Here is a 13,270-nt window from a genome sequence, read left to right as displayed (position 1 = left end):
AAAGATGACATCCGCAGAAGGGTCCGCAGCTACCACTTATGAACATTTAGCTTCCCGGATTAACCGGCCGGATCGCCGGAATATCACGGAAAACGTACTTCTTCCTTTACTTTTTCAAACTTGCGTTAAGCTGATCGCATTCGGCGGCGGTAACGTTCTGGCCGCACACCGCAATCTGATCTTTCGGCTTGCCGTCCGAAACATCGCTGACCAGCTTATTGCCCAGGATATGGTTCAGCGCGTTGAGGTTATAGCCGTTGTCCTGCTCAAGCTGCCATCCGAAAATACCGGCAAGCCCGTTGTCCTTGGCATACTGCGTCTTAAGCGCGACGGTGCGCGGCGTTTCGACGGTGATGAACGAGCCGATCGGATTCACGAGATAATCGGCATTGGCCGCTTTGTCGGTGTAAAGCTTATAGCCGTTCTTAGGCTTCAGATCTTTATCCAGGTAATTCTGATAAAGGTCGTAACCTTCGACGACTCCGGCTTCCCATGAGCCTACGCCGGCGATGCCGAGGATCAGGCTTTTGCCTTTCCAGGCCAGGTCTCCGAACGTCGATTTACCGATTAAACCGTTCGTGTATTCCGTAATGTCTCCGTTTTTCATCGCTTTGGAGCGGTGATAGTTGGCGATGCCGATCATGATTTTATTGGCCGGAACGCCGTATCCTTTAAGCAGCTTGACGGTTGTATCCAGAGAAAGATCCACATGCTTGCCCGTTGCGGGGTCCTTGGAATTCGGGTTGGGATACAGCGGCGTGTGATGGCCAAGCTCCCGTTCCCAGGCTCCGCTCAGATCATAGGTCATTGCATAGAGACGGTTGAGGTATTTGCTCGCTTCGGCCCAGTCGATCTTGGCCAGTTTTTCTTCCGTAGCCGGAATCGCGCTCGACAGGCGGTATTCTTTGCCGGTTTTCTTAGTGAGCCAGTCGAGACCGGCCCGCAGTTCTTTCAGAAGCTTGATGTAGTTCTCGGGATCGTCCTTGCGTGCCATCCCTATGACGGCACCGTCGGAAGCGGGATATTCCCAGTCGATGTCGACGCCGTCAAAGCCGAATTGTTCCAGGAAGCGGACGACGGAATCGACGAACGCTTTGCGGCGCGTCGTATCGGAAGCCATCCACGGAAAGCCTTCGCTCAGCGTCCAGCCGCCTACGGAGAGATCCAGCTTCAGGTTCGGGTTCGTTTTGCGGAGCTGGTAGAGCGCGCCGAAGACACCTGCGACATCGTTCGGATCGAGATCGTACATGCTCTCGGTTCCCGTAATTTTGCCGCCTGTCTGACCGGGAAGCGTCCGCAAGAAAGCGGCTTCAAAATCCGCGATAGCCATCGCTCCGTCAGGCAGGTTGCTCTGCTTGCACGTCCGGTTGACCGATGCCGGCGCCGTGGTCGGGAAGCCCGGGTCCTGCGTGTTCTGGGCAGCCGGGAAGCAGACGCCCGCGAAGCCGTAGACAAGCCGGTTCACGTTCTTCACCGGAAGCTTGCTGAAATCGAACCGGCGGCCGTAAATGGCCCAGTCACCGAGATACTCGACGACTTCCTGGCCGGCGCTCATTTCGTAGGTGTTGTGCTGCAGCGGCAGGGTGCCGGACGGAAGCTTGGCGACACGTCCGCCCGTATCGGCGTCAAAGCCGGGATGGTTGCCGCCGGGATCGGTGGCGGGATCGATGCCGCCTTTGGTGCCGCCCGTTCCCGTGCCGGAGACGGGATGTCCGGCGCCGATTGCGCCCGTCGGGTTAATTTTGCCGGCGTTGGTGTTGCCGGTTCCCGGGTTCGCCGTGCCGTAATCTATGTTGTTCGGGATGGACACCGGACAAAGATCGTTGCTGATTTTGCCGGCTACTTCCCACATGTTATAGATGGTGTCGTCCGGCGCAATGCCGTGTACATCGGAAATGGCTCTGTATGCCTTTCCTTTATAACCGACAATTTTGCCTTTGGCGTAAATTTTCGAAGCGCTCCAATCCGGCGCGCAGAAAGGCGTCGTCGGTTCAGGCTTGGTCGGATCCGTCGTATCGAGCTTCCAGAGCGTCGGCGTCGTAGCCGGCTCCCAGCCCACAAGAGCGGTATGAGCTGCAAGGGCTTTATACGTCTTGCCGTTGTAAGTGACGAGGTCGCCTACTTTATAGGCGGTTCCGGCCTGCCAAGCGGGTGCTCCCGTACCTGGGCTAGGACTTGGACTCGGGCTTGGATTAGGGCTTGGATTAGGGCTAGGACTTGGGTTAGGGCTGGGACTCGGATTGGGACTTGGACTTGGGCTGGGACTCGGTGTAGGGTCCTCCGATTTTTTCCACAGCGAAGCCACGTTCGGAGGCTCCCAACCGTTCAAGGAAGTATGAGGCTGCAGGCATTCATACGTAACACCGTTGTAGGAAACAAGATCTTTCGCTTTGTAAGCCGTGTTCGGCGCCCATTGGGCGGCCGCTCCCGATGATGTCGAGGGGTAGAGGGGAAGTAAACTGAGCAATAAAGTGACCAGCAGCAGCAATGGGAGTAATTTCTTACCGTACGCTTGCGTTGCGTGCATAAAATAACTCCTTCCACTATTTAAGTTTTGTGCGGTCCTTGCCTTCCCTGGCAGGCGTAAAGATTCTTCGTCTCCTTTCCTGTAAATTGTATAAAAACTCCCGGAATTTAAGGAGCTTATACCGGTGTGGGCGCAGAAGCCATGATCCTATTTTTAAATATGGAAGCGTTTTCCACAAGGGGGACATTCGCATCATGGAGGGGGAATTATATCCATTTTACTGGAAATTAAAAAGAAGCCCGGAAGGCTCCTTTTTATAAAGCGGATATACGGATCGGATTCGGCCGCATCAGGAAGAACTTTCTATTTGGCAGCGGGATTCGGCCGCCCGGTTTCTTCTTGTTTCATCACATGAATGCCGGCCAGAAAAGCGGAGATAAGCAGCTTCTGGCTCACCTCCACCGAAAGCGCGATTCCGAAGCCTCCGGAACGCTCGATGGACGAGAAGCCGTGCAAAATGCTGCGAAGCCCTCTTGTCGCGTGGATAGCCGAATCCCCTTCCAGTCCGTAGTAGCCGAGTACTCCGACGATAAGGCGGACAATCTCGGCCGAAATACGCTCCAGCTCGCTCTCCTTCCGGTCGGGTGCGCGGAGAGTGGCTTCGTAAAGGCCGGGATGTCTGCGGGCAAAGGCCGCATAAGCTTCCCCGAGGGCAAAGACGGCCTCATCGCCTGCCAATCCTTCGACGGCAGCGGCCAAGTCGCCGTGAAGAATCGACAGACTGTAGAGAGCGAGTTTGGCTCTCAGTGCGCCAAGTCCTTCAATATGATTGTACAAAGAAGGCGAACGCACATGGAGCTTCTGTGCCAGCGAAGCCAAGGTGACGGCTTCAAAACCTTGCTCGTCGGCCAGCTCGGCAGCCGCTCTGAGAAGCGTTTGTTCATCGAGACCGATTCTAGGTGACATTTTAATGAGAACTCCTTCCATTTAGCGAGACGGCGAGATTGCGTTCGGCAGCGGCAATGGCCAGATCCAGCTTGGCGGCCGGGTCGGACAGCATTGCTCCATGACCGACCGCAAGCAGAGCCGGCGAATAGCCGCGAAGCTTTTTGACGCTTTCCAGCGCTTCGTGTTTGTTCCAGGTAGCGAGAGCCGGAAACGGGAAAAGCAGTTTAAGTTGACCCGAAACCGCTATCCCCGCTCTGAGCTGCAGGGCATCGCCCGCGATGACGGCATTGCTGCGGACATCGAGGAAGCTCATGGAACCCGGCGTATGACCCGGTGTGAACAGAGCAAGCAGGGAACCGATTCGGTCGCCTTCCTTCAGCAGCACGTCGGGGACGGTCGTCACTTTCTTCGGAACGGCCCCGCGCACCGGCATCTGAGGCTCATCCGGATCAAGAGTCGCGTCTCCCTTGAGCAGGCGTGCGTCACGGGCGGAGATAAACACCTCCGCTTGAGGCAGTAGACGCTTAAGTTCGTCGAGAGCGCCGACATGATCCTCATGCGCATGTGTCAGGACGATCCGTTTAATCGGTTTGCCGATTCCGCCGGCCGCTTTCATAATGCCTTTGGCACTGAAAGGCATCGCCGCGTCTATGAGCGTTAATCCGTCCTTTTCTTCCACCAGGTAACAGTTTACCGGAAACATCCGGGGTAAAAAAGCCAGTTGGTAAAGATCGCCTTCACGAGTTATTTTCATTGAAATGTTCCTCCGCTTCTCAAAACTAATCTTGTTAGTTTTATAATAACTAATGCCATTAGTTTTGGCAAGCGAAAATTTTAATTCCATTATCCGCCTGACAATTAAAAGCAAAAAGACCCCTGAATTATCAGGGGTCTTGCAAGCTAGCCTTGCCGAAGCTGAGCTTCCTTCGCCTTACTTCGCCTGCGATTGCAGGCTGCGGTTCCAATGGCGGTGCTGGGCTACGGCTGCCGCGAAATCACGGCTGAAGCCGGCTGCTTCATCCGCGCGATCTGCCGCCAGCACGCCCGGCTGAATTTCCGGCGTGGCCGTTGCCGGCGGACTACCGGCAGCCGATCCGGCGATTCCCGCTGCGGCGAGAAGCTCTGCGCCTTCACCAACAGCACCGATGGTCTTGTAGTGCTGGAAGGCTTCTTTGATGAAGTCCGCCGTTTTGGAATCCGCCAGAAGCTCATCGGCGCTTTGGCGTCCCCCCGGTATATAGACGGCATCAAACAGCACGGAATCGGCCGTGAGAAGGGAATGATCCACTTCCAGCGGATTTCCGCCGTCGCAAACGATCGTGCCGAGCTGCACGCTGACCACTTCCGGCACGAGACCGGCCGCCTTCAACGATTGGAGCATGCCGCTCACTTCTTTGCCCCGGAAGCCGTTGCCGGCCAGCACGGCCACTTTGCGGGTCAGAGGCGTTTTTACCGTATTCATCTGGCTAAGTGCCGGAGAGGACAGCGTCACGCCGGTGTCGGAAGTGTCTTCCGGCGCTTTGGCACCGATTCCTGCGGCAATCTGCTTCGCCAGATCCACACTCACCTGACCGAACATATCAACGGCCCGCTGGCGGATTTCTTTGGTTTTCACTTTGCCGAGCTCAAACCGGAACGCGTTCACGATATGCTGCTTTTCCACATCGGACATACTGTTCCAGAACAAGGTAGCCTGGCTGAAATGGTCCTTGAAGCTGTCGCTGCGCGCCTGGATCTTGCGGCCTTCCACCTTTTCCGCGTAGTGAGCGTAACCGCCTTCTTTTTCCGATGCGGGCTCGGGAGAATTGCCTGCCAGCGAGTTTTTATGATAGCTGACCGGACCGCGGTTGATCGTCATCCGGTGCATGCCGTCGCGCTGGTTGTTATGCACGGGAGCAACCGACCGGTTGATCGGGATTTCGTGGAAGTTCGGACCGCCCAAGCGGGAAAGCTGAGTATCCGTATAAGAAAACAGTCTGCCCTGAAGCAGAGGATCGTTCGTAAAATCAATCCCCGGAACGACATGGCCCGGATGGAAAGCGATTTGCTCGGTTTCCGCGAAGAAATTGTCGGTATTTCGGTTCAGCGTCATTTTACCGATGATTTTCACCGGAACCTGTTCTTCCGGCCAGATCTTGGTCGGATCCAGGATATCGAAGTCAAACATGAATTCGTCTTCTTCTTTGATAATCTGAACACCGAATTCGAATTCCGGGTAGTTGCCCGTCTCAATGGCGTCCCACAAATCCCGGCGGTTGAAATCGGGATCTTTACCCGCCAGCTTCTGCACTTCGTCCCACACCAGGGAATGTACGCCCAGCAGCGGTTTCCAGTGGAATTTGACGAAATGCCCTTTGCCCTGTTCGTTTACGAACCGGAACGTATGTACTCCGAAGCCCTCCATCATCCGGAAACTGCGCGGAAGCGATCGGTCCGACATCGCCCACATCACCATATGAGCCGTCTCGGTATTGGAAGTCACGAAGTCCCAGAATGTATCGTGCGCAGATTGAGCCTGCGGAATTTCATTATGAGGCTCCGGTTTGACGGCATGGATAAAGTCCGGGAACTTCATGGCGTCCTGAATAAAGAAGACAGGCATGTTGTTTCCGACGAGATCGTAATTGCCTTCTTCCGTGTAAAATTTCGTAGCGAAGCCGCGGACGTCTCGGACGGTATCGGATGAGCCCCGGGACCCGGCAACCGTCGAGAAACGGACAAAAACGGGCGTTTTTACGGAAGGATCCTGCAGAAATTTCGCTTTTGTATACTCCGTCATAGGTTCGTATACCTGGAAATAACCGTGTGCTCCAAATCCCCTTGCGTGTACGATGCGCTCCGGAATACGCTCGTGGTCGAAATGAGTCATTTTTTCCCGGAAATGAAAATCTTCCATCAAAGTCGGCCCGCGCACCCCGGCCTTCAAGGAATGCTCATCCTCGCTGACCCGAAGTCCCTGGTTGGTCGTCAACTTCTGCCCGGTGTCGTCCACCCTGTAGGGTTCAAGCTGTTTATCCTTGCTTTGTTCGTTTACAGGCTTGCGCTGATCGTCTTTTTTCATCGGACAACCTCCTTTGATTTGTTCAGGAAATGAACTCTTCTACTTAGTAACCTGTTTCAGATAAAGCCAAACCGAAATCGCGATGAGAAAATATGACATAACCTTCCACATCGATCCTTCCTACAGAAAGCTTGCGCCTAAAGTTACAAATAAAAAAATCCCTGCCTGGTCAGCAGGGATTCCGATCACTGAGTTTCGTCTAGTACAAGAAAGTGCGGGAGATAATGACCAGCAGAATGAAGAGAACCAGAATAGCCGCTGTGCTAGTACCGAGGCCGAAGCCGCCTACTCCTCCACCGTAACCCATTCGTCAACACCCTTTCTTTGTTTGGGATAGGATATCTTATGCAGCAAGTAACTTTTGTTTTGGACTCCTCTCCCGGTTCCCGGAAATTTCCGCAGGAACTTGGCGAGCCGGGATCGGTATTCCGGCCAGGTCGGCATCAAACTACCAGAAATGGTCATGACATTGACCTACTAAGAGGGAGGCTCTCCTTTTACAATAAAATAAATTCGCCCCGCAGCGGGCCCGTCAACCTGGAGGTTACATCTTGATGAAGCTGTCTTTAAGTATGTGGAGCATGCACCGAACAACTCGTGAAAATCAGGGGACCGTTTTGGATTTTCTCACTTTTTGTCAGCAGGAAGGCATCGGCCAGGTCGAACTTCTGGATGTCTTCTGGAAAGACAAAGAAGCCGAAATTCCGGCGGTTCTTGCCTTCTTGGAAAAAAACGGAATAACCTTGTCCAGCTATGCCGTCGGCAACGATTTCGTAAAAGGAACTCCCGGCGAAAGAGCCGAAGCGCTGCGCGTTGTAAAAGACGGGATCGAGACGGCAGACAGGCTGGGCACGTCGGTTGTCCGAGTTTTCTCGGGAAATATGTCCGACGCCTATACGTTTGATTCCGCTCTTGAGTGGATCGTATCCGGACTTGGGGAAGCGGCGGCTTTAGCTGAACAAGCGGGCATTACCCTCTGTCTGGAAAATCACGGCAAGCTGGCAGGTAAAGGGGATCAGGTCCTGGAGATTTTAAAACGAGTCGGCTCGCCTGCCCTGAAATCGACCTTCGATACGGGAAACTTTCTGCTCGTAGATGAGAAACCGCTCCATGCGCTGGATGTTCTTCTTCCTCACATCGGGCACGTACATATTAAGGACTTTGCCGAGACACCCGAAGGACGATATAAAGCACTGAGCGGTAAAACGTATGAAGGCGTCTTCGCCGGTGAAGGGGACGTCCGACTCGACGTGATCGTTTCGAGGCTGAAGGAAGCCGGGTATAACGGCGCCTATGTCCTCGAATACGAAGGAACCGGAGACGAAGCCGAAGGAATCCGTAAAAGCTACGAAAATTTCAACCACCTTGTCCAAACCAAAGGAGATTAAACCCCATGACACCCATTCAACTAGCTGATGTCGTCATTATAGGCGGAGGAACCGGCGGCTTCGCTGCAGCGCTTGCGTCAGCCGAGTCGGGTAAAAGCGTTATCCTGACCGAAGAAACCGTGTGGATCGGCGGACAGCTCACTAGTCAGGCGGTCCCCCCCGACGAACACCCGTGGATCGAAAAATTCGGCTGCACCCGTACATACCGCAGGTTCCGCGAAGATGTCCGCAATTATTACCGGGATTATTTCCCGATGAAGCCTGAAGCCAAAGCGATAACGGAGCTTAATCCGGGCAGCGGCTCCGTAAGCCGGTTGTGCCATGAACCGAGAACGGCACTGGCCGTTCTCCAGCAGATGCTGGCGCCTTATGTTCACAGCGGTCAGGTGACCATCCTGCTCCGGCACATTCCGGTAAATGCGGAAACGGACGGGGACGCGATTACATCGGTTGAAGTAAAAAGCCTGGACAGCGGTGCTCTGACCATCCTGAAGGCCCCCTACTTCCTGGATGCAACGGAATGCGGCGATCTGCTGCCGCTAGCAAAGGCAGAGTATGTGACCGGCGCGGAATCTTACGCGGAAACCGGAGAACCGAACGCGGTAGTCGGAGATCCTCTTCCCGGCGATATGCAGGGCTTTACGTACTGCTTCGCGGTGGATCATCTGGAAGGCGAACATCACGTCATCGAGAAGCCCGAGATGTATGACTTCTGGAAAGCGTACAAAGCGGATTTCTGGCCGGATCGCCTGCTTAGCCTAGTAGGTGTCAAGCCTGCCACGAACGAGCCGGTCCGGTATGAAATTTTTCCGGGGACGGAACACTTCTCCCTCTTCCGGTACCGGCAGATCGCGGACATGGAGCACTTCCGTGAAGGAACCTACCGCAGCAGCATTTCGCTCGTCAACTGGCCGCAGAACGATTACTGGCTCGGTTCCATTATCGACGTCCCCGAAGAAGAGAAGCAGAAGCATCTGTACCAGGCCAAGCAGCTATCGCTCTCTTTCCTGTACTGGCTGCAGACGGAAGCGCCCCGTCCGGACGGCGGCATCGGCTACCCCGGCCTGCGTCTGCGCAAAGATGTCGTCGGCACGGAGGACGGCCTGGCGATGTATCCTTACATCCGCGAGTCGCGGCGGATCAAAGCGGAGTTTACCGTGCTGGAGCAGCACGTCGCCACCGCCTGCAGACCCGACGGCCGGGCCGAAGCGTTCGCGGACAGCGTAGGAATCGGCTGCTACCGCATCGACCTGCATCCGAGCACGGAGAACCGTCCGTATATCGACGTCTCGTCCCTGCCGTTTCAAATTCCGCTCGGCAGCCTCATTCCGGTACGCGTGCGCAACCTGCTGGCCGCGGGCAAAAACATCGGCGTCACGCATATCACGAACGGCTGCTACCGGCTTCATCCCGTCGAGTGGAATATCGGCGAAGCGGCCGGGTACTGCGCCGCCTATTGCATCGACAACGGCATGACGCCGAGCGAGCTTCGCGGCAATCCTGACGAACTGGCCAAATTCCAGTCGCACCTGGCCAAAGCCGGCATTGAGCTGGAATGGCCTGCCCTTCGGCCGGTCTAATTCCCCCTGCGAGTCCGACCCGACCTGATCGGGCAGGATGATCTCCCGCTTGCATTTTATGATGAGAGCCTTGGGGAGATTAGTCAGTCCGCCAAATTCGGTAAGCCTTCAGATCTTTCTGGAGGCTTTTTTTGGTAAGATAAAACACTGAACTCACGTTTTTTTGTTATAATCGAAAAAAAATGATTTTCCTTCAGGAGGTTAATGAATGGCCGGCTCTCTTTCCGATGATTTATTCATCGGCTCCATTATTTCCCTGTTAATCTGGGGATGCACCAGCGGCATTTTTACGAGGTTTAATCTGACCCATACGGAGGACAGGTACATACAGCCTCCGGACGCCGAGGAGTACTTCTCTCCCAAACCCGACAAAAAACCTCTCCTGCACGCTTTCCGTTCCTTCTATTTTATTACGGCCGTACTCGGTTTTGCCGCCTCCGTTGTCGTTTCGTACTTTGAATTTTAACCCTTCACAGCTTCTTTTTTTCTCTGCACGCGCGTTTTCGATGCTGATTACTCCCCGGATGAAAAGGGTAAGCTGAAAATTGGGAGTCCATGCATCCTAATGGGATCCCTACAACGAAAGCCCGATACGGAGGTACGACCATGAGCCGCCGGAAACTGCAGGAAAGACTCAAAATGAAAAGCGTGGAACCCCAGCACGGAGAACAGTTCAACCATTTGCTCCGCTATGTGTTCCAGGTTACGAACCATGATTTACAAACGTTCGGCTGGGAAGACCGCGAAATCGCCCAGGCGAAGCTTCCGGTGCTGAAGCAAGCCGATGTCCTCGGCTGGTTTGATGAAGACAAGCTGATATCACAGCTGGCCGTGTACCCGTTTCAAGTGAATATTTTCGGCCGGATATACGATATGGGCGGTTTGACGGGCGTCGGCACTTATCCCGAATACGCCAATATGGGGCTTATGAACCAACTGATGCGGCAGGCTCTTACGAACATGCGGGGACGCAGGCAGTCTATCTCCTATCTGTACCCGTACTCCATCCCGTACTACCGCCGCAAAGGCTGGGAAATTATTTCCGATAAAATTTCGTTCGAAGTCAAAGACACGCAGCTGCCGAAGCTGAAAACCGTCCCCGGCAATGTGGAACGGGTGACGATCGAACACCCCGATATCCAAACCGTGTATCAACGCTTCGCTTTACAAAACCACGCCGCCATGCTGCGGAATAATTTGGCCTGGGAAGAATATTTGCGCTGGGATCTCGACGACATGACCGTAGCCATTTATTACGATGCGGATCATGAGCCTTCCGGGTTTTTGCTGTATTGGATTGCGGGCGAAATTTTTCATATGAAAGAAATGGTTTTTCTCGATGAAGAAGCCCGGACGGGCCTGTGGAATTTCATAAGCGCTCATTTCTCCATGGTCACCTATGTAAAAGGCCATACCTACAAGGACGAACCGATGTCCTTCCTCTTGGAGGACGGGGATATCAAAGAAACGATTGCGCCTTATTTCATGGCGAGGATCGTGGATGTGAGCCAATTCATTGAACAGTATCCGTTCCAGGCGCAAGGGGAAGAATGCAAGTTAACCTTCAACCTGCATGATCCCATGCTGGAATGGAATCAGGGTACGTTCACTTTGACAGTGGACAAAGAAGGTCAAGGCCGGCTGGCCGACGGGGGCGGAACTCCTTCCGCTTCCTTCGATATCCAGACGCTGACCACGATGCTGATGAGCTACAAGCGGCCTTCTTACCTGCAGCGGATACGCCGGTTTCACGCGGACAGAGAGTCGGTTCAGCTGCTGGAAAAGCTGATTACGAACGAGCAGCCTTATTTCTCGGATTACTTCTAAGTGTCACGGTTCCCGCCGCAAGCTTCTATAAAAAAACACGCCAAAAAAGCCGCTCCTTGCCGGAGCGGTTTTTTTGGCATTCCGCCTTCTAATCATCCAGTTCCACTTTCGCCAGCGGCTTCAAAGCCGGCCCCTCGATAACTTCACCCGTGTAGGCGAAACGGGAGCCGTGGCAGGGACAATCCCATGTCCGTTCGGACGCGTTCCAGTCCACTTCGCAGCCCAAATGCGTACAGGTCGTGTCGACCACGTGCAGGCTTCCTTCGCGGTCGCGGTAAGCGCCCGCTCTTTTTCCCCGGACCCGTACGACGGCTCCTTCATCCTCACGGAGTTCGCCGGCTTCTGTCGTGGGAAATTCGAGCTTGCCGGCGATTAGCTCTTTGGCGACGTTCGCGTTTTCCACCACAAAGGTTTTAATCGACGGGTTCGCGTGAAACCGGGAGGGCGAGAACAAGTCCGTGTAGGGGCTCTCTTCCCCGAGAATGAGCTTCGCGTTCAACTGGGCGGCGGCAATGCCCGTGCTCATTCCCCACTTCTTATAGCCCGTGGCGACGTACAGATTCGGAACGTCATCCAGCTCCTGTCCGATGTACGGGATCGTATCCAGCGTGTACAGGTCTTGAGCCGACCAGCGGTACGCGATTTCTTTCACCCCGAAGGTTTCTCTCGCGAATTTCTCGAGCGCTTCGTAATACTGGAACGTGCAGATGCCCTGGCCCGTCTTGTGGCCTTCTCCGCCCACGATCACCATCGGCTCGCCGTTAATCAGCACGGACCTCAGGGAGCGCTTCGGCTTATCGGCACTGAGGTACATGCCTCCGAGGTAACGCTTGTCCGTTTTGACGGCGAGCACGTAAGAGCGCTCTGCGTAAAGGCGCGCAAAATACAGCCCGTGCAGGTTGTTAAAAGGAAAGTGAGATGCGGATACGACATGCGAGCTGCTGACGGTAAACCCGCCGCTTGTTTTGAGAACGGAGGGACTCCCCGGCTCGTATCCGGTAACGGTGGTTTCCTCGTAAATCCGCCCGCCTTTGCGCACGATTTCTTCAGCCAGATGAGTCAGAAACGGGACCGGGTTGTATTGGGCCTGATTTTTCATCACGACCGCCCCTTTCGTTTCGAAAGGGAGATCGGTTTTTTCTACATAGCTGCCGGGGATTCGCAATTTCTCGTAAGCTTCGTATTCTTTGAACACTTTGTGCAGAGAAGAATCCGTATCGGTGTACACAAAGGCATCCTGTTCTTCAAATTGGCATTGAATGTGGTGTTCCTTGACCAGATGACGGACGAACTGAAGAGCGTCTCGGTTCGCCTCGTAGTACAGCCGCGCTTTTTCTTCGCCAAAGTCGGAAATGTACTGATCGTAGATCAAATCGTGCTGGGCTGTAATTTTGGCGGTCGTATAACCGGTCGTCCCGTGTAAAATACGTCCCGCGTTCAGAACCGCGACTTTTAAGCCTTTCATGGCCAGCAGGTAGGCCGTCGTCAGACCGGTTATTCCGGCGCCGACGATAGCGGCGTCTACCCGGATATTTTCGTTCAGCCTGGAATAGGAGGGGATTTGGGCGGAAGCCAGCCAGTACGATTCCGGAAACTGGGGGAAAGCGGCGGCTGATCTCGAGTTCGTTTCGTTCACGTGGATTAGCTCCTTTTACCAATATTCTCCTAACCTCTCCAGAGTGACCTCATTCTATTCGTTCCCGCACAAAGTAAAAAAGCACCCTGCCGGATGCTTCTAAGGCTAATCAGGCGTTATCCACCTGCATAATGTCCATAAAAGGAACTTTCGTCAGCTGTTCGCCGTCCTGAACGTGTACGAGTCTCGTCCGGGGATCCATGACCGTAATTCTGCCGTAGACCTGCTCCTCCCAGCCCCATACCGTGAGAAGAATTAAAGAATCCTCGTCCTTCGCTTCCACCAGCCGGTTACCGAGTTCTTCCAGCTCGAACTCATCCCGGGTCGGACGTTTTACTTTTGCCTTTGCCATTATACCTCCTG

11 protein-coding genes are annotated in these 13,270 nt (G+C 54.3%); 4 read left to right on the top strand and 7 right to left on the bottom strand.

The genetic code is table 11. The annotated features are described in order from the left end of the window. Window positions 1-106 precede the first annotated feature (106 nt). From HMPREF1207_RS26745 to HMPREF1207_RS30030, 5 genes are all read right to left on the bottom strand, one after another. Window positions 107-2,527, bottom strand: a complete 2,421-nt coding sequence (locus HMPREF1207_RS26745) for a glycosyl hydrolase family 18 protein (protein ID WP_016424172.1) — start codon at window positions 2,525-2,527, stop codon at window positions 107-109. A gap of 303 nt (window positions 2,528-2,830) precedes the next feature. Then, the gene (locus HMPREF1207_RS26740; protein ID WP_009673877.1) at window positions 2,831-3,433 is read right to left on the bottom strand and encodes a TetR/AcrR family transcriptional regulator; all 603 of its coding nucleotides are present in this window, start codon (window positions 3,431-3,433) and stop codon (window positions 2,831-2,833) included. 1 nt (window position 3,434) lies between these two features. Then, a complete protein-coding gene (locus tag HMPREF1207_RS26735; protein ID WP_016424171.1) occupies window positions 3,435-4,169 on the bottom strand; it encodes an MBL fold metallo-hydrolase in 735 nt (244 codons plus the stop codon). A 177-nt stretch (window positions 4,170-4,346) separates the two neighbouring features. Beyond that, on the bottom strand, window positions 4,347-6,476 hold the full coding sequence (locus tag HMPREF1207_RS26730; RefSeq protein WP_009673769.1) for a catalase: 2,130 nt from the start codon (window positions 6,474-6,476) through the stop codon (window positions 4,347-4,349). 199 nt (window positions 6,477-6,675) lie between these two features. Next, entirely contained in the window at window positions 6,676-6,783 is a 108-nt protein-coding gene (locus tag HMPREF1207_RS30030; protein WP_016424170.1) for a hypothetical protein, read from the bottom strand. Between the two features lie 247 nt (window positions 6,784-7,030). On the opposite strand from HMPREF1207_RS30030, the gene HMPREF1207_RS26720 reads away from it, so the two are divergent. The 4 genes from HMPREF1207_RS26720 to HMPREF1207_RS26705 all read left to right on the top strand — a co-directional run bounded on the left by HMPREF1207_RS26720 (window position 7,031) and on the right by HMPREF1207_RS26705 (window position 11,271). After that, complete coding sequence (locus HMPREF1207_RS26720; protein ID WP_009673612.1) at window positions 7,031-7,864, top strand: sugar phosphate isomerase/epimerase family protein; 834 nt, start codon at window positions 7,031-7,033, stop codon at window positions 7,862-7,864. Between the two features lie 5 nt (window positions 7,865-7,869). Further along, window positions 7,870-9,444, top strand: a complete 1,575-nt coding sequence (locus HMPREF1207_RS26715; protein ID WP_009673901.1) for an FAD-dependent oxidoreductase — start codon at window positions 7,870-7,872, stop codon at window positions 9,442-9,444. 208 nt (window positions 9,445-9,652) lie between these two features. Further along, window positions 9,653-9,910, top strand: a complete 258-nt coding sequence (locus tag HMPREF1207_RS26710) for a hypothetical protein (RefSeq protein ID WP_009673812.1) — start codon at window positions 9,653-9,655, stop codon at window positions 9,908-9,910. 140 nt (window positions 9,911-10,050) lie between these two features. Continuing rightward, entirely contained in the window at window positions 10,051-11,271 is a 1,221-nt protein-coding gene (locus HMPREF1207_RS26705) for a GNAT family N-acetyltransferase (RefSeq protein ID WP_009673602.1), read from the top strand. An 88-nt stretch (window positions 11,272-11,359) separates the two neighbouring features. Here the strand turns inward: HMPREF1207_RS26705 and HMPREF1207_RS26700 are convergent, their stop codons facing one another. Together HMPREF1207_RS26700 and HMPREF1207_RS26695 are read right to left on the bottom strand one after the other, a co-directional pair. Further along, window positions 11,360-12,907: an FAD-dependent oxidoreductase gene (locus tag HMPREF1207_RS26700; protein WP_009673885.1), complete on the bottom strand. Its 1,548-nt coding sequence runs from the start codon at window positions 12,905-12,907 to the stop codon at window positions 11,360-11,362. Window positions 12,908-13,016: 109 nt separating this feature from the next. Further along, the gene (locus HMPREF1207_RS26695; protein ID WP_009673767.1) at window positions 13,017-13,259 is read right to left on the bottom strand and encodes a YolD-like family protein; all 243 of its coding nucleotides are present in this window, start codon (window positions 13,257-13,259) and stop codon (window positions 13,017-13,019) included. Between the last annotated feature and the right edge of the window lie 11 nt (window positions 13,260-13,270).

The organism is Paenibacillus sp. HGH0039 (assembly GCF_000411255.1).
GTDB lineage: Bacteria > Bacillota > Bacilli > Paenibacillales > NBRC-103111 > Paenibacillus_F.
Note: the sequence above shows the minus strand (reverse complement) of the source record. Positions and strands in the feature narration are given on the sequence as shown.